The 16478-nt window shown below is 67.1% G+C and carries 17 protein-coding genes; 13 read left to right on the top strand and 4 right to left on the bottom strand.

Translation table 11 applies throughout. The features are described from left to right. The first annotated feature begins 50 nt into the window (after positions 1-50). Positions 51-239, top strand: coding sequence for a helix-turn-helix domain-containing protein (locus tag EL337_RS28945; RefSeq protein ID WP_048633925.1), 189 nt, complete (start codon positions 51-53; stop codon positions 237-239). 5 nt (positions 240-244) lie between these two features. Here EL337_RS28945 and EL337_RS12890 read toward each other — a convergent pair whose 3' ends face one another. Both EL337_RS12890 and acnA read right to left on the bottom strand, forming a co-directional pair. Continuing rightward, positions 245-808: a TetR/AcrR family transcriptional regulator gene (locus tag EL337_RS12890; protein WP_048633898.1), complete on the bottom strand. Its 564-nt coding sequence runs from the start codon at positions 806-808 to the stop codon at positions 245-247. 22 nt (positions 809-830) lie between these two features. Then, a complete protein-coding gene (gene acnA / locus EL337_RS12895) occupies positions 831-3647 on the bottom strand; it encodes an aconitate hydratase AcnA (RefSeq protein WP_048633897.1) in 2817 nt (938 codons plus the stop codon). A 200-nt stretch (positions 3648-3847) separates the two neighbouring features. Here acnA and EL337_RS12900 point away from each other — a divergent pair, with 200 nt between their 5' ends. From EL337_RS12900 to EL337_RS12940, 9 genes are all read left to right on the top strand, one after another. Beyond that, positions 3848-4435: an Rv1476 family membrane protein gene (locus tag EL337_RS12900; protein WP_048633924.1), complete on the top strand. Its 588-nt coding sequence runs from the start codon at positions 3848-3850 to the stop codon at positions 4433-4435. A 219-nt stretch (positions 4436-4654) separates the two neighbouring features. After that, complete coding sequence (gene ripA / locus EL337_RS12905; RefSeq protein WP_048633896.1) at positions 4655-6082, top strand: NlpC/P60 family peptidoglycan endopeptidase RipA; 1428 nt, start codon at positions 4655-4657, stop codon at positions 6080-6082. Beyond that, on the top strand, positions 6082-6768 hold the full coding sequence (gene ripB / locus EL337_RS12910; protein ID WP_048633923.1) for an NlpC/P60 family peptidoglycan endopeptidase RipB: 687 nt from the start codon (positions 6082-6084) through the stop codon (positions 6766-6768). Before ripA ends, ripB begins: the two co-directional genes overlap by 1 nt. Positions 6769-6911: 143 nt before the next feature. Then, positions 6912-8057 carry a chaperone MoxR1 gene (gene moxR1, locus EL337_RS12915; RefSeq protein WP_048633895.1) on the top strand — a complete coding sequence of 382 codons (1146 nt, stop codon included), beginning with the start codon at positions 6912-6914 and terminating at the stop codon, positions 8055-8057. Positions 8058-8102: 45 nt separating this feature from the next. Continuing rightward, a complete protein-coding gene (locus EL337_RS12920; protein WP_048633922.1) occupies positions 8103-9011 on the top strand; it encodes a DUF58 domain-containing protein in 909 nt (302 codons plus the stop codon). Between the two features lie 57 nt (positions 9012-9068). Further along, positions 9069-10076, top strand: coding sequence for a VWA domain-containing protein (locus tag EL337_RS12925; protein ID WP_048633894.1), 1008 nt, complete (start codon positions 9069-9071; stop codon positions 10074-10076). 46 nt (positions 10077-10122) lie between these two features. Beyond that, positions 10123-10887, top strand: coding sequence for a 3-oxoacyl-ACP reductase FabG1 (fabG1, locus tag EL337_RS12930; RefSeq protein ID WP_048633893.1), 765 nt, complete (start codon positions 10123-10125; stop codon positions 10885-10887). A gap of 19 nt (positions 10888-10906) precedes the next feature. Further along, positions 10907-11716, top strand: a complete 810-nt coding sequence (gene inhA / locus EL337_RS12935) for an NADH-dependent enoyl-ACP reductase InhA (RefSeq protein ID WP_048633892.1) — start codon at positions 10907-10909, stop codon at positions 11714-11716. Between the two features lie 9 nt (positions 11717-11725). Then, positions 11726-12751 (top strand): ferrochelatase, encoded by a 1026-nt coding sequence (locus EL337_RS12940; protein WP_048633891.1) that lies wholly within the window; start codon positions 11726-11728, stop codon positions 12749-12751. A 13-nt stretch (positions 12752-12764) separates the two neighbouring features. Here EL337_RS12940 and EL337_RS12945 read toward each other — a convergent pair whose 3' ends face one another. Next, a complete protein-coding gene (locus EL337_RS12945) occupies positions 12765-13631 on the bottom strand; it encodes an Rv1486c family protein (RefSeq protein WP_048633890.1) in 867 nt (288 codons plus the stop codon). Between the two features lie 59 nt (positions 13632-13690). Here EL337_RS12945 and EL337_RS12950 point away from each other — a divergent pair, with 59 nt between their 5' ends. Genes EL337_RS12950 through EL337_RS12960 form a run of 3 tightly spaced genes read left to right on the top strand, consistent with a single transcriptional unit; the run spans position 13691 to position 15713 of the window. After that, positions 13691-14125 (top strand): NfeD family protein, encoded by a 435-nt coding sequence (locus EL337_RS12950; RefSeq protein ID WP_048633889.1) that lies wholly within the window; start codon positions 13691-13693, stop codon positions 14123-14125. Positions 14126-14139: 14 nt separating this feature from the next. Continuing rightward, positions 14140-15354: an SPFH domain-containing protein gene (locus EL337_RS12955; protein ID WP_048633888.1), complete on the top strand. Its 1215-nt coding sequence runs from the start codon at positions 14140-14142 to the stop codon at positions 15352-15354. Then, positions 15351-15713, top strand: coding sequence for a DoxX family protein (locus EL337_RS12960; protein ID WP_048633887.1), 363 nt, complete (start codon positions 15351-15353; stop codon positions 15711-15713). Before EL337_RS12955 ends, EL337_RS12960 begins: the two co-directional genes overlap by 4 nt. Here the strand turns inward: EL337_RS12960 and EL337_RS12965 are convergent. Further along, a complete protein-coding gene (locus tag EL337_RS12965) occupies positions 15700-16413 on the bottom strand; it encodes a TVP38/TMEM64 family protein (RefSeq protein WP_048633921.1) in 714 nt (237 codons plus the stop codon). The two genes, EL337_RS12960 and EL337_RS12965, sit on opposite strands and share 14 nt — an antisense overlap. Between the last annotated feature and the right edge of the window lie 65 nt (positions 16414-16478).

Genomic DNA, 16478 nt, shown 5'->3' on the forward strand with positions numbered 1-16478 from the left:
CTGGGTATCCGCCCTCGGAGTCCGTGCACATCAGCGGGGAGGCGGCGACGATGAAGAACAACGGCAAGCCCAGAGATCAGTTGATCAATGAGCTTCGCAACGAGTACGAGCGAGGCGCGAGCATTCGTTCGCTGGTGGCCTCTACCGGTCACTCGTACGGCTCGATCCACAGCATGCTTCGCGAGTCGGGCACCACGATGCGCAGTCGCGGCGGCCCCAACCACCGCGGTCGCAGATAACACCTCTACGGCTGGCGAACCGACGCCTCGACGAGGTCCAGTACCGCACTGAGCTTTTCGGGGTCATCCCCGGATGCCAGCCGCGCCACCAGGCCGTCGAGCACCAGCTCCAGATAGGTGCGCAGTACCTCTCCCGGAACATCGTCGCGAAGACGACCCGCCTGTTTCTGGCGCCGCAGCCGCTCCGCCGTCGCGGCTGACAGCTCCGCCGACCGCTCGGCCCAGCCCCGACTGAAGGTGGGATCGTTGCGCAACTTCCGGGCGATCTCCAGCCGGGTGGCCAGCCAGTCGAACTGCTCGGGTGCGGCGAGCATGTCCCTCATCACCTGGATCAGACCCTCGCGCGCCGCGACCTCGGCCATCCGCTCCGCGTCTTCACGCGCCAGTTCGAAGAACAGCGTGTCCTTGTCGCGGAAATGATGGAAAATCGCGCCGCGCGAGAGCCCGACCGTCTGCTCCAGACGTCGTACGGTCGCCCGGTCATAGCCGTACTCGGCGAAACACCGCCGGGCACCATCGAGGATCTGGCGACGACGCGCCGCCAGATGATCGTCGGTCACCCGTGGCATGGGCTCAGCCCTCTGCCGGTCATCAAGCCTTGAGCATGTTGCGCAGCACGTACTGCAGGATGCCGCCGTTGCGGTAGTAGTCGGCCTCGCCGGGGGTGTCGATGCGGACCACAGCGTCGAACTCGACCGCTGAAGACTCTGTGCCGTCTTCCGCAATCTTTCTCGCCGTCACCTTGACCGTCTTCGGCGTCTTGCCGTCGTTGAGGGCTTCGATGCCGGTGATGTCGAAGGTCTCGGTACCGTCGAGCTTCAGCGACGCCGCCGACTCACCCTGCGGGAACTGCAGCGGGATGACGCCCATGCCGATCAGGTTCGACCGGTGGATGCGTTCGAACGACTCGGTGATCACCGCGCGCACGCCCAGCAGCGTGGTGCCCTTGGCCGCCCAGTCGCGCGAGGACCCGGACCCGTACTCCTTGCCGCCGAGCACGACCAGTGGAATGCCTTCCTTCTGGTAGTTCTGAGATGCGTCGTAGATGAAGGCCTGCGGTCCGCCGTCCTGGGTGAAGTCGCGGGTGTACCCACCCGAGACGTCGTCGAGAAGTTGGTTCTTCAGGCGGATGTTGGCGAAGGTGCCGCGGATCATCACCTCGTGGTTGCCGCGACGCGACCCGAGCGAGTTGAAGTCCTTCGGTTCGACACCGTGCTCTTCGAGATACTGCGCGGCGGGCGTGCCCTTCTTGATGCTGCCGGCCGGCGAGATGTGGTCGGTGGTCACCGAGTCGCCAAGCAGGGCAAGAACTCTGGCGCCCTTGATGTCGGTGACGGGCTCGGGGTCGGCCGGCATACCGTCGAAGTACGGCGCCTTGCGGACATAGGTCGAGTCCTCGGCCCACTCGAACGTGTTGCCCTCCGGCGTCGGCAGCGAGCGCCACCGGTCGTCGCCCTTGAACACGTCGGCGTAGCTGTCGGTGAACATCTTCCGGTCGATCGAGCTCGCAATGGTCTCCTGGATCTCCTGGCCGGAAGGCCAGATGTCCTTGAGGAAGACGTCGTTGCCGTCGGTGTCCTGTCCGAGCGGGTCGGCCTCGAAGTCGAAGTCCATCGTGCCCGCCAGGCCGTAAGCGATCACCAGTGGCGGCGACGCGAGATAGTTCATCTTGACGTCGGGGGAGATGCGGCCCTCGAAGTTGCGGTTACCCGAGAGCACCGCTGCCACCGACAGGTCGTTGTCGTTGATGGCCGCCGAGATCTCCTCGGGCAGTGGACCGGTGTTGCCGATGCAGGTGGTGCAGCCGTAGCCGCCCAGGTAGTAACCGAGCTTCTCCAGGTACGGCCACAGGCCGGCCTTGTTGTAGTAGTCGGTGACGACCTGCGAGCCGGGCGCCATGTTGGTCTTGACCCACGGCTTGGTGGTCAGCCCCATCTCGACGGCCTTCTTGGCCAGCAGGGCTGCGCCGATCATGACCGTCGGGTTGGAGGTGTTGGTGCACGACGTGATGCCTGCGACGACGACGGCGCCGTGGTCGAGCACGAACTCGCCGCGTTCCTCGGAGCGCACCGTGACCGGCTTGCTCGGCCTGCCTTCTGCGCCGTTGGCCGCGGAATGCACCACGACGGCGTCGTCGTCGGCGAAGGACAAGGACACCGGATCACTGGCCGGGAACGACTCGTCGACCGCCTCGTCGAGCTTGGTGCACTCGGCCGGGTGGTTCTCCTCGACGTAGTTGTGAATGTCCTTGCGGAAGGCGTTCTTCGCGTCGGTCAGCTCGATGCGGTCCTGCGGGCGCTTCGGCCCGGAGATCGACGGCACCACGGTGGACAGGTCGAGCTCCATGTACTCGGAGAAGACGGGCTCCTTCTCCGGGTCGTGCCACATGCCCTGAGCCTTGGCGTAGGCCTCGACCAGCGCGAGCTGCTCGTCGGTGCGGCCGGTCAGCCGCAGGTAGTTGATCGTCTCCTCGTCGATCGGGAACATCGCTGCCGTGGAACCGAATTCGGGGCTCATGTTGCCGAGCGTCGCGCGGTTGGCCAGCGGGACCTCGGCGACGCCCTTGCCGTAGAACTCGACAAATTTTCCGACCACGCCGTGCTTGCGCAGCATGTCGGTGACGGTCAGCACGACGTCGGTGGCGGTGACGCCAGGCTTGATCTCGCCGGTCAGCTTGAAACCGACGACACGCGGGATGAGCATCGATACGGGCTGGCCCAGCATGGCCGCCTCGGCCTCGATGCCACCGACGCCCCAGCCGAGCACGCCGAGGCCGTTCTCCATCGTGGTGTGTGAGTCCGTACCCACGCAGGTGTCGGGATAGGCGACGCCATCGCGGACCATCACGACACGGGCCAGGTACTCGATGTTGACCTGGTGCACGATGCCGGTACCCGGGGGGACGACCTTGAAGTCGTCGAACGCGCCCTGTCCCCAGCGCAGGAACTGATACCGCTCACCGTTGCGCTGGTATTCGAGTTCGACATTGCGCTCGAACGCGTCGGCGCGGCCGAACACGTCCAGGATCACCGAGTGGTCGATCACCATCTCCGCGGGCGAGAGCGGGTTGACCTTCTCCGGGTCGCCGCCCAGCGCGGCGACGGCTTCGCGCATGGTGGCGAGGTCGACGATGCAGGGCACACCGGTGAAGTCCTGCATCAGCACCCGTGCAGGGGTGAACTGGATCTCGATACTGGGCTCGGCCTCGGGATCCCAGCTCGCGATGGCCTCGATGTGCTCCTTGGTGATGTTGGCGCCGTCTTCGGTGCGGAGCAGGTTTTCGGCGAGGACTTTGAGGCTGTAGGGAAGCTTCTCGGTGCCGGGGACCGCATCGAGACGGTAGATCTCATAGCTGTTGTCCCCGACTTCGAGCGTGTCGTGCGCTTTGAACGAATCCTTGCTGCTCACATCAACTCCCGGCTTAAATCATCGCCGCGACGGGCTGTGTCGGCGGCGTTCTGACCCTAACAGTACGCTTGTCCTGTAATAAATCCCAGGGTGGGTACCAGTCTTGTCTGTACGCGGGCATGGTGCCACCCGTGGTGGGTACCCCGATCGACCCATCGTGTCGCGTTCCCGACGACTTTGTCGTCGCGTACGGTGCTGATGTGTCCGGACTGCAATTCGTCCCGTTCCTGCCGACGTACATCCCGCCGGAGCTGTGTCAGACCGTGGGCATCGACCCCACGATTCCCGGCGCCCCGGACATCTGCATGGACGTGGTGCGCGATGACGTGGCCGATTCGGGCATCAGTGCACGCGGTGTGAACCCCGAGGGGGTGGCCCAGCTTCGGCAGGTCGTCGAGGACGCCGCTCAGCGGGACATCGACCTCAAGATCGTCGTCATCAACGGGAACCCTCCGATCAACACACCGCTGCGGGATATCGCGACCGAGATCGGCAAAGCCAACCCCGGCGCCACGGTCCTCGCGCTGAGCCCGTCGTTCGCCGGGACGTACAGTCCCGAGTTCGATCGCATGACCCTGGAGGCCGGCGAAGATCTGGCGAAGACCGGGGATCCGGTGCAGTCCTCGAAGAATTTCGTCGGCGAGTTGACGAACACGCACTTTCCCTGGACGCCATTCACCATTGTCCTTGTTTTGGCCGTTGCGATAGCGGTCGTGGCGACCCGTGCACTGCGGAAATGGGGCAAACGGAACGCCGTCTCCAGCGCAGCGTCCACCAGCGACGATTAGCGGATTGCCGTTTCTGCCGCTAATTCAAACATCACCATTTGATAACGCACATCGCAATTACAATGTTGTAATTTGTGACTAAAGTTTCTTTAGGGTCTGATGTGACGTACGGTGCAAACGGTGCCTGATGTTGCGGTAGTGCTCAGTGTGACTTCTGTGGTTCAGGCGCCCTATTCCGTGCCGACACGTTCGCGTGGAGCCTGAGGAGACCTGAGTCGAATGAGACGCACCACTGGCGGCGCCTCCGCTTCGCGGCTGTGCGCTGCATCCCTGGCCTTCGGCATGGTGCTCACCACGCCGGGGCTGGCCCAGGCGCAGCCCGCCCGCGCCGATGGGATGGCGCAATTGGTGACCGACGTCGCCAACGTGAACCAGAAGCTGCAGGACCTCGGTGCCGAGATCCAGATGCAACAGGAGAGCGTGAACAAGGCGATCCTCGACGTGCAGACCGCGCGCGACAATGCGGCTGCCGCGCAGGGGGAGGTCGACGCCAGCGCGCAGCGCGTCAAGGAGGCCAACGCCGCCATCGCCGCCGCGCAGGACCGCTTCGACGTGTTCGCCGCCTCGATGTACACCAACGGACCGTCGAGTTCGTACCTGACCGCGTCGGACCCGACCGACATCCTCAACACCGCGGCGACCGGTGAGGCGCTGTCGATCAGCTCGCAGAAGGTGATGGCCGATCTGCAGCGTGCCCGCACCGAGCAGGTCAACAGGGAGTCCGCGGCGCGACTGGCCAAACAGCAGGCCGACGACGCCGTGAAGGCCGCTGAGAGCAGCCAGGCGGACGCGGTGTCGGCACTGAGCAGTGCACAGGAGACGTTCAAGGCGCAGCAGGTCGAGCTCGACCGCCTCGCCGCCGAACGGGCCCAGGCGCAGGCCCGCCTGAAGGAAGCCCAGACGCTGGCGGCACCGTCGAGCGGTGCCCCGGCGGCCGCGCCGTCGGCGCCCGCCGCCGAAGGGACGGCCGCACCCACGGGCAAGGCCGGGGCGTCGGGCGTGAACCCCGACTGGGACGTCGATCCCACGACCGGCAACCGCGACACCGCCTGGGACATGACGCTGCCCCAGATCCCGGCCGCGTTCGTCAGCGGCGACCCGATCCAGATCATCAACGCGGTCCTGAAGATCATCACCACCTCGGTCGAGATCACGCAGAACCTGGGTCGCAAATTCCTGCAGAGCCTTGGACTGCTGCCCACCGAGACCGGCATCACCAACGGCGCCATTCCGACGGTGTACGGCCGACAGGCCACCGAGTACGTGATCAAGCGGGGGATGGCCCAGATGGGCGTGCCGTATTCCTGGGGCGGCGGCAACGCGGCCGGACCCAGCCGTGGCATCGACCAGGGCGCGGGCACAGTCGGTTTCGACTGCTCGGGCCTGATGCTCTACATGTTCGCGGGAATCGGCATCAAGCTGGACCACTACACCGGCTCGCAGTACAACGCCGGACGCAAGGTGCCGTCCTCGCAGATGCGTCGCGGCGACATGATCTTCTACGGCCCCAACGCCAGCCAGCACGTCGCGATGTACCTCGGCGACGGCCAGATGCTGGAGGCGCCCTACACCGGCTCGGTGGTCAAGATCTCGCCGGTGCGCACCAGCGGCATGACCCCGTACGTCACCCGCATGGTCGAGTGGTGATCGCGCTGCGTCGCTTCATCATCGCGGCGGCCACCGCCGTAGCGCTGCTGGCCGGCGCGCTCGCACCGGCCTCCGCCCAGCCGGGCGGCGGGCTGTGGGATCCGCTCCTGCCGATGCGGCCGAGCGCCGGGGCACCGGGTGATCCGCTGGCGATCGCGAACGCCTCGCTGGCCGTGACCGCACAGGCCACCCAGGCGACGATGGGTATGGGGCGCAAGTTCCTGCAGAGCCTCGGCCTCGTGCCGCCCGATGCGCCCAGCGTCGCCGCCGGGTCCGTGCGGGGCCCCGCAGCGGTCGAGTACGTGATCAAACGCGGCGCCGCACGGCTGGGCACCCCGTACTCGTGGGGCGGCGGCAAGCCGACCGGCCCCAGCCTCGGAGTCGAACGCGGAGCAAACACGGTCGGCTTCGACTGCTCGGGCTTCACCCAGTACTCGTTCGCCGGCGTCGGCGTCTTGATCCCGAAGTACTCGGGCGACCAGTTCAACACCGGCCGCCGGGTTCCGGTACAGCAGGCCAAACGGGGCGACCTCTTGTTCTGGGGACCGGGCGGGAGCCAGCACGTCGCCATCTACCTCGGCGGCGGCAAGATGCTCGAATCGGGAGGCACCGCCGACAAGGTGGTCGTGAGCCCGGTGCGGATGGCAGGTCTGCAGCCGACCGTGCAACGCATTATCGAATCCTGAGTGTGGCCTGAGTTAAACCTGAGCAACCCGGGCGACGTCGACGGATCTCCGAGCGCCTGGAATAGTTGACGACGGGTGCGCGGCCACTACCGGTTCGCGCCGCTGGAAATCCAGCATGTACGGCGCATGTGGAAGGAATATTGATGACCTCACCGAGTGGACCGCCGCAGGGCGCTGGAGGATATCCCGGACAGGCCCCGCCGCAGGGCTATTCCGCGGGTGCACATGCCGCGCCGAGTGCCGCGCAATCCAACGGTGGCCTGCAGAGCGAGGTGCACACACTCGAGCGGGCGATCTTCGAGGTCAAGCGGATCATCGTCGGTCAGGACCAGCTCGTCGAGCGGATGCTGGTCGGCCTGCTCGCCAAGGGCCACGTCCTGCTCGAAGGTGTTCCCGGTGTGGCCAAGACCCTGGCTGTCGAGACGTTCGCCAAGGTGGTCGGCGGAACGTTCGCCCGCATCCAGTTCACGCCCGACCTGGTGCCCACCGACATCGTCGGTACCCGTATCTACCGCGCGGGCAAGGAGGAGTTCGACATCGAACTCGGACCTGTCGTGGTCAACTTCCTGCTCGCCGACGAGATCAACCGTGCACCGGCCAAGGTGCAGTCCGCGCTGCTCGAGGTGATGGCCGAACGCAAGATCTCCATCGGTGGCAAGACGTTCCCGCTGCCCAGCCCGTTCCTCGTGATGGCGACGCAGAACCCCATCGAGCAGGAGGGTGTGTACCAGCTTCCGGAAGCACAGCGCGACCGCTTCCTGTTCAAGCTGAACGTCGACTACCCGTCGCCGGAAGAAGAGCGCGAGATCATCTACCGGATGGGCGTCAAGCCGCCGGAGCCCAAGGCGATCCTGAACACCGGCGATCTGCTCCGGCTGCAGGACGTCGCGGCCAACAACTTCGTCCACCACGCGCTCGTCGACTACGTGGTGCGCATCGTCACCGCCACCCGCGAGCCGGAGAAGTTCGGCATGCCGGACGCCAAGGCGTGGATCGCCTACGGCGCGTCGCCGCGTGCGTCGCTGGGCATCATCGCCGCGTCTCGGGCGCTGGCCCTGGTCCGCGGCCGTGACTACGTGATCCCGCAGGACGTCGTCGAGGTCATCCCCGATGTGCTGCGGCACCGCCTGGTGCTGACCTACGACGCGCTGGCCGACGAGGTCTCCTCCGAGACGGTGGTCAACCGCATCCTGCAGACGGTGGCCCTGCCACAGGTGAATGCGATTCCGCAGCAAGGCCATTCGGTACCACCCGCAGTGCCGACGGCCGCCGCCGCGGCCGGTCGGTGATCCGGCTAGGTGACCAGGTCCAGTCGCAGCGTCGATCTGCCGTCGATGCAACGCGGGGAGATTCGTGACCCCGCGCTGACCGCTGCGCTGCGCAAGCTCGAGTTGACGGTTCGGCGCAAACTCGACGGCGTGCTGCACGGCGACCATCTCGGGTTGCTGCCCGGTCCCGGATCAGAACCCGGGGAGTCACGGACCTATCAGCCGGGTGACGACGTGCGCCGGATGGACTGGTCGGTGACGGCCCGCACCACGCATCCGCACGTGCGGCAGATGATCGCCGACCGCGAGCTGGAGACCTGGCTGGTGGTCGACATGTCGGCCAGCCTCGATTTCGGCACCGCCGGATGCGAGAAACGCGATCTGGCCGTGGCGGCCGCGGCGTCGATCACCTTCCTCAACAGCGGCGGCGGCAACCGCATCGGCGCCATCATCTCCAACGGCGAGACCACCCGCCGGGTGCCTGCGCTGTCGGGCCGGATGCACGAGCAGGAGTTGCTCCGCGCCATCGCGACGACGCCGAGGGCGCCGGTCGGCGTGCGGGGCGACCTGTCCGCGGCGATCGACAGTTTGCGCAGGCCGGAGCGGCGCCGCGGGATGGCCGTGGTCATCAGCGACTTCCTGGGGCCGATCGACTGGATGCGGCCGATGCGCGCCATCGCGGCGCGCCACGAGGTGCTCGGGGTCGAGATCATCGATCCCCGCGACGTCGAGTTGCCCGCCGTCGGCGAGGTGGTCCTGCAGGACACCGAGACCGGCCGTACCCGTGAGTTCACCATCGACGAGCAGCTGCGCACCGATTTCGAGAAGGCCTCGGCGGCGCACCGGGCCGAGGTGGCGCGCACGCTGCGGCGCTGCAATGCGCCGTTGCTGACGCTGCGGACCGACCGTGACTGGATCAACGACGTGGTGCGGTTCGTGGCGAGCAGGCGCCGGGGCGCCCTTGCGGGGCGATGAGCGCTTGCGCGAAGAGCAGGACAGTTCGTGACATTACGACGAAATGACAAGTAGGACATGACTTTACCGTTGCTCGGACCGATGTCACTGTCGGGTTTCGAACACCCGTGGTTCTTCCTGTTCTTCCTCGCGGTGCTGGGGCTGATCGCGCTGTACATCGTGGTGCAGCTGTCGCGCCAGCGGCGGGTCCTGCGGTTCGCCAACATGGAGCTGCTGGAAAGCGTCGCGCCGAAGCGGCCCAGCCGGTGGCGTCATCTGCCTGCCATCCTGTTGATCCTGTCGCTGGTGTCCTTCACCGTCGCGATGGCCGGACCCACCCATGACGTCCGCATCCCGCGCAACCGGGCAGTCGTCATGCTCGTCGTCGACGTGTCGCAGTCGATGCGTGCCACCGACGTCGCCCCGAACCGGCTCGTGGCCGCGCAGGAGGCGGCCAAACAATTCGCCGACCAGCTCACGCCGGGCATCAATCTCGGTCTGATCGCCTACGCGGGCACGGCGACGGTTCTCGTCTCGCCGACCACGAACCGCGAATCGACCAAGACCGCGATCGACAAGCTGCAGCTGGCCGACCGCACCGCCACCGGTGAGGGCATCTTCACCGCGCTGCAGGCCGTCGCGACGGTCGGCGCGGTCATCGGCGGCGGCGACGAGCCCCCGCCCGCCCGCATCGTGCTGATGTCGGACGGCAAGGAGACGGTGCCGTCCAATCCGGACAATCCGAAGGGCGCGTACACCGCGGCCCGGACCGCCAAGGATCAGGGCGTCCCCATCTCGACGGTGTCGTTCGGCACGCCGTACGGATACGTGGAGATCAACGATCAGCGTCAGCCGGTGCCGGTCGACGACGAGATGCTCAAGAAGATCGCCGACCTCTCCGGCGGCGAGGCGTTCACCGCGTCCAGTTTGGAACAGCTCAAGGCGGTGTTCACGGACCTGCAGGAACAGATCGGCTACGAGACCATCAAGGGCGATGCCAGCGTGGGCTGGCTGCGCCTCGGCGCACTGGTGCTGGCGCTGGCGGCTCTTGGTTCGCTGCTGATCAACCGCCGACTGCCCAATTAACTAAGGCGATTTCTTAAGAATGGTGCTGACCCATTAAGTTGACGGAATGACTTCGGACACCGAAAAAACGGGGGACACCGAAACCGCGAGCGGCAGGCCCGCATTCATCTCCCGCTCGGTGCTCGTCACCGGCGGCAACCGGGGCATCGGTCTCGCAATCGCGCAGCGCCTGGCCGCCGACGGCCACAAGGTGGCGGTTACCCACCGCGGATCGGGCGCGCCGGACGGGTTGTTCGGCGTCGAGTGCGACGTGACAGACAGCGCCGCCGTCGACCGCGCGTTCACTGAGGTCGAGGAACACCAGGGCCCGGTCGAGGTGCTGGTGTCCAACGCGGGCATCTCTCAGGACGCGTTCCTGATGCGGATGACCGAGGAGCGGTTCGAGAACGTCATCAACGCCAACCTCACCGGAGCGTTCCGGGTCGCCCAGCGGGCGTCACGCAGCATGCAGCGCAAGCGCTTCGGCCGGATCATCTTCATCGGCTCGGTGTCCGGCATGTGGGGCATCGGCAACCAGGCCAACTACGCCGCCGCCAAGGCCGGGCTGATCGGCATGGCGCGCTCGATCTCACGCGAACTGTCCAAGGCCGGCGTCACCGCCAACGTGGTCGCGCCCGGCTACATCGACACCGAGATGACCCGATCGCTCGACGAGCGCATCCAGGCAGGGGCGCTGGAATTCATCCCGGCCAAGCGGGTCGGCACCGCCGACGAGGTCGCGGGGGCAGTCAGCTTTTTGGCGTCGGAGGACGCGTCGTACATCGCCGGTGCCGTCATCCCGGTCGACGGCGGCATGGGCATGGGCCACTAGGAAGAAGAGGATTCGAACAATGACAGGTTTCTTGGAAGGCAAGCGCATCCTCGTCACGGGGATCATCACCGACAGCTCGATCGCGTTCCACATCGCCAAGGTCGCCCAGGAGGCGGGTGCCGAGCTGGTGCTCACCGGATTCGACCGGATGAAGTTGATCCAGCGGATCATCGACCGGCTCCCGAATCCGGCGCCGCTGCTCGAGCTCGACGTGCAGAACTCCGAGCATCTGGACTCGCTGGCGGCCCGGGTCACCGAGGTCATCGGTGAGGGCAACAAGCTCGACGGGGTGGTGCACTCCATCGGCTTCATGCCGCAGACCGGTATGGGTGTCAACCCGTTCTTCGATGCGCCCTATGAGGACGTCGCCAAGGGCATCCACATCTCGGCGTACTCGTACGCCTCGTTGGCCAAGGCGGTGCTGCCGATCATGAATCCCGGCGGCGGCATCGTGGGTATGGACTTCGATCCCACCCGCGCGATGCCGGCCTACAACTGGATGACGGTCGCCAAGAGCGCGTTGGAGTCGGTCAACCGATTCGTCGCCCGCGAGGCCGGCCAGTTCGGTGTGCGGTCGAATCTCGTTGCCGCCGGACCGATCCGGACGTTGGCCATGGCCGCGATCGTCGGTGGGGCGCTCGGCGACGACGCCGGCGCGCAGATTCAGCTGCTCGAGGAGGGCTGGGACCAGCGCGCCCCGCTGGGGTGGAACATGAAGGATCCGACACCGGTGGCAAAGACCGTGTGCGCCTTGATGTCCGACTGGCTTCCTGCGACAACGGGCACGGTGATCTACGCCGACGGCGGAGCGAGCACCCAGCTACTGTGACGGCCTCCCGTGGACTTTGACGCGCTGCTGCTCCTCTCGTTCGGAGGCCCGGAGGGCCCCGAGCAGGTCATGCCGTTCCTGGAGAACGTGACCCGTGGCCGGGGGATACCCAGGGAGCGACTGGAATCGGTCGCCGAGCACTATCTGCACTTCGGCGGCGTGTCGCCCATCAACGGCATCAACCGCGACCTGATCGGCGTCATCGAGGCCGAGCTTGCATCGCGGGACCTGCCGCTGCCCGTCTACTTCGGCAACCGCAACTGGGAGCCGTTCGTCGAGGACACCGTTGCGCTGATGCGCGACAACGGGGTTCGGCGAGCGGCGGTGTTCTCGACATCCGCGTGGGGCGGCTACTCCGGATGCACCCAGTATCAGGAGGACATCGCCCGCGCCCGGGCCGCCACTGGTGCCGGGGCCCCCGAACTGGTCAAACTGCGGCAGTACTTCGACCATCCGTTGCTGATCGCGATGTTCGCCGACGCCATCACCGCGGCGGCCGCTACGCTGCCTGCGCATCTGCGCGAGGACGCACGGCTGGTGTTCACCGCGCATTCCATCCCGCTTCGCGCCGCATCCCGTTGTGGGCCCGATCTTTACGAGCGCCAGGTCGGTTACACCGCCGGCCTGGTGGCCGCGGCGGCGGGCTACCCGGAGTACGACCAGGTCTGGCAGTCCCGCTCGGGTCCGCCCCAGGTTCCCTGGCTTGAGCCCGACGTCGGCGACCACCTCGAGGTGTTGGCCAAGAGCGGCACCAAAGCGGTGATCGTGTGCCCGGTGGGATTCGTCGCCGACCACATCGAAGTGGTCTGGGATCTGGACAATGAACTCGCCGAGCAGGCCGCCGCCGCGGGTGTCGCTCTTGCCCGCGCATCCACACCCAACTCGGCGCCCCGTTTCGCCCGGTTGGCCGTCGACCTGCTCGACGAGCTCCGTCTGAACCGCCCGCCGCAGCGGGTGGCGGCAGCGGACGCGGTGCCCGGCTACGGGAACAGTGTCAACGGCGCACTGTGCACCCCGGCCTGCTCGTCGAGCTGACGCTCGTCCGGCGTTATTTCCAGGCTGAATGCAGGATCGCGTCCACCGCGGCCAGTCGCGCCGAGCGGACGACAGACGTCAGCGGTCGCAACGCGTCGCTGGCCAACTGCACCTCTGAGGAACTCTGCAAACCGATCGGAATCAGGCCGGCGCTGACGGTGATGATCGCGTCGACGTGCGCGGCGTTCTCCAGTACCCGCACCGCCCGGGCAGGTGCGTGGTCGGGGATGCGGTGCGCACGGGTGGCGTCGAGAACCTGCTCGACCAGCCGGCGCGGATCGGCGACGTCGCTGCCCGGGGCGCCGGCGCGCAGGGCGCCGAGAGCATCCGCTGCCGACCGCACGGCGTCGCGCAACTGGTATTCGGCCTCGCCGAGTTCGAAGTGACCGGCCGCAGGCGCGGAGGTGAACGAGTACACCGTCCAGGACAGCCCGGTCACCTCGGCTTCGTACTCGAAGTCGTCCTCGGGGTCGGGGGAGTCGGGAAAGCTGTCGTCGTACTCGAAGTCGGGCACCAGGCCGATGGCGCCGTCGCGGCCGTTGACGATGACCGCCTCGCCCGCGGCGATGGCGTCACGGCCGAACTGCGTGCCGGGCGGCAGCCCGCGGACGTCGCCGGGAACCGGTAGGGCCAGCGAGATCGCCGGGTGCGACACCGCCCGCGCGGACGCGGTACGCATTGTCTGCAGCAGTGACATCGAGCGGGCGTCGTCGAGGTCCGGCCAGGACAGGCCCGTGCGGTCGGCCGCCGCCGAGTCGTAGGCGGTCACGGAATGCCTTGTCGTCCATTGGGATAGCGCATCCAGGACGTCGTCGGGCGCGGCCGCGCCCGCCAGCCAGGCGTTGGCCCACATCGATAGCGAAACACTCGGGCACCACATGATGGCTGCAGTGTAGTTGTTGAGGGCTCGTCCGGTCCGCCGCGCAGTAGGCTGGTGTCATGCCCGTATCGCTGATCTGGCTGATCGCCGCATTGGCGCTCGCCGGTGCCGAAGCGCTGACCGGCGATCTGTTTCTGCTGATGCTCAGTGGCGGGGCGCTCGCCGCGGCAGGGTCGAGCTTCCTGCTCGACCTGCCGATCTGGGTCGACGGTGTCGTGTTCCTGCTGGTGTCGGTGCTGCTGCTGGTCGGGGTGCGCCCGGCGCTGCGTCGCCGGTTGAACTCGGGGGCCGGGGTGCCCGACCTCGCCAAGGCGCTGGAAGGCAAGAACGCGCTGGTGCTCGACCGGGTCGCGCGGCATGCGGGTCAGGTGAAGCTCGACGGTGAGGTCTGGACCGCCAGGCCCTACAACGAAAACGATGTTTTCGAAGCGGGAGACCAGGTGACGGTTGTACACATCGACGGAGCCACCGCGGTCGTGTCCAAGGTCATCTAGAGAAGGAGCGCAAAGTGGACGGCGCCATCGCAGGACTGGTCCTGTTGGCAGTGCTGGTGATCTTCGCCGCGATCGTGGTGGCGAAGTCCGTGGCACTGATACCTCAGGCGGAAGCCGCAGTCGTCGAGCGTCTCGGGCGCTACAGCAAGACGGTGTCGGGGCAGCTGACGCTGCTGGTGCCGTTCGTCGACAGGATTCGTGCCCGCGTCGACCTGCGCGAGCGCGTCGTGTCCTTCCCGCCGCAGCCGGTGATCACCGAGGACAACCTCACGGTGAACATCGACACCGTCGTCTATTTTCAGGTCACCAATCCCCAGGCCGCGGTCTACCAGATCAGCAACTACATCGTCGGCGTCGAGCAGCTGACCACCACCACGCTGCGCAACGTCGTCGGTGGCATGACGCTGGAGCAGACGCTGACCTCCCGTGACTCGATCAACGGCCAGTTGCGCGGCGTCCTTGACGAGGCCACCAACCGGTGGGGCCTGCGCGTGGCTCGTGTGGAGCTGCGCAGTATCGATCCGCCGCCGTCGATCCAGGATTCGATGGAGAAGCAGATGAGGGCCGATCGCGAGAAGCGCGCGATGATCCTCACCGCCGAGGGCCATCGGGAGGCGTCGATCAAGCAGGCGGAAGGCCAGAAGCAGTCCCAGATCCTGGCTGCCGAGGGCGCCAAGCAGGCGGCCATCCTCTCCGCCGAAGCCGACCGGCAGTCCCGCATGCTGCGCGCTCAGGGCGAACGTGCCGCCTCCTATCTACAGGCGCAGGGCCAGGCCAAGGCCATCGAGAAGACGTTCGCGGCGATCAAGCGGGGTCGTCCGACACCCGAGATGCTGGCCTACCAGTACCTGCAGACGCTGCCGGAGATGGCCAAGGGCGAGGCCAACAAGGTCTGGCTGGTCCCCAGCGACTTCGGGTCTGCGCTTGAAGGCTTCACCAAGATGTTGGGTGCGCCCGGTTCCGACGGCGTCTTCCGCTACACGCCGTCGCCGGTGGAAGACGACCTGCCCAAGCCCGAGGACGACTCCGACGAGGTCGCCGACTGGTTCAACACCCAGACCGACCCCGAGATCGCGCAGGCCGTCGCCGAGGCGGTGGCCGAGGCACGCACCCCGGTCGCCGGGATCGACGGGCCGCGGCAGTACCCGCCGCTGTCCCAGCAGTCGCAACCGGGCGCGATCGACTACACCCAGTCGCAGGCCGGTCGGCACGGCGCGGCAGACCAGTGAGCGCCCTGACGTCGCCGAAGGCCTACGCCGTGCTCGCGGCGATCCAGGCGGGCGACGCTGTCGCCTGCGCGGCGAAGATTCCCCCGATCGAGAAGGCGTTCGACGACGTCGGACTGGCGCCGGAGCTGAGACCGGTCATCCCGTTCGTCAAGGCGGCGTCGGCCCTCGGACTGCTCTCGGTGTTCCGGTTCCCGGCCCTGGCCCGCCTCACCACGTTCATGCTCAGCGTCTACTTCGTGCTGGCGGTCGGATCCCATATCCGTGCCAAGGACTGGAGCCCGGGCCTGGTGGCGGCCTCGTCGTTCCTGGGTCTCTATGCCGCGATGACGGTGAAGGGGCCCGACCTCACGACGCGTTGACCGGGGCCTGCTGCCGTCGGTGCGTGCGGATCTCGAAGGCCAGCCCCGCCAGCCCCAGGCCTGCGGTGCACAGGGACACCACGAGCAGCAGTGGGCTCACCCGGCCGGTCAGCGCGTCCCCGAGGATCACGATCGCGGCGGTGCCCGGGAGCACACCGGCCAGCGTGGCCAGGGTGTAGGGCAGCACCCGGACCGACGACGCGCCGGCGGCGTAGTTGAGAACAGAGAACGGCACCGCGGGAATCATCCGGGTGGCAAGCACCACGGGCCAGCCGCGTTCGCGCAGGCGCTTGTCGACCGCGTCGACGCGGGGGTGGTGCACCAACCGGCTGACCTGCCAGCCGGCGGTCCGGACCAGCACCAGTGCGATGACGGCGCTGAGGGTGCTCGCCGCCACCGCGATCGGGATGCCCAGCAGCGGCCCGAACAACAACCCGGCTGCCAGGGTGAAGGCGGTGCGCGGAAATGGGAAGACCGTGACGACGACGTGTGCGGCGAAGAAGGCCAGCGGGAACCAGGGCCCGACCGAGGTGGCCCAGTCCCGGAGCTGCAGGGCGCTGGGCAACGGCACCAGAATCGCGACTGCGACGAGAATCACAATCGCCGCCATGAGGGCTGCGATGCGGCCCGGCGGAACCGTCTTCAGCGTGGCGACGACCGCGGCGCGAACGGTGCGAAGCGTGCTGACTACGGATTTCACGATTCCCAAGGGTACGGGGTGAGAGTTAAAGCGCTCTGCCTCGCGGTGTTGCGTCTGCACACCGG

This window comes from Mycolicibacterium aurum, from assembly GCF_900637195.1.
GTDB classification, from domain to species: Bacteria; Actinomycetota; Actinomycetes; order Mycobacteriales; family Mycobacteriaceae; genus Mycobacterium; species Mycobacterium aurum.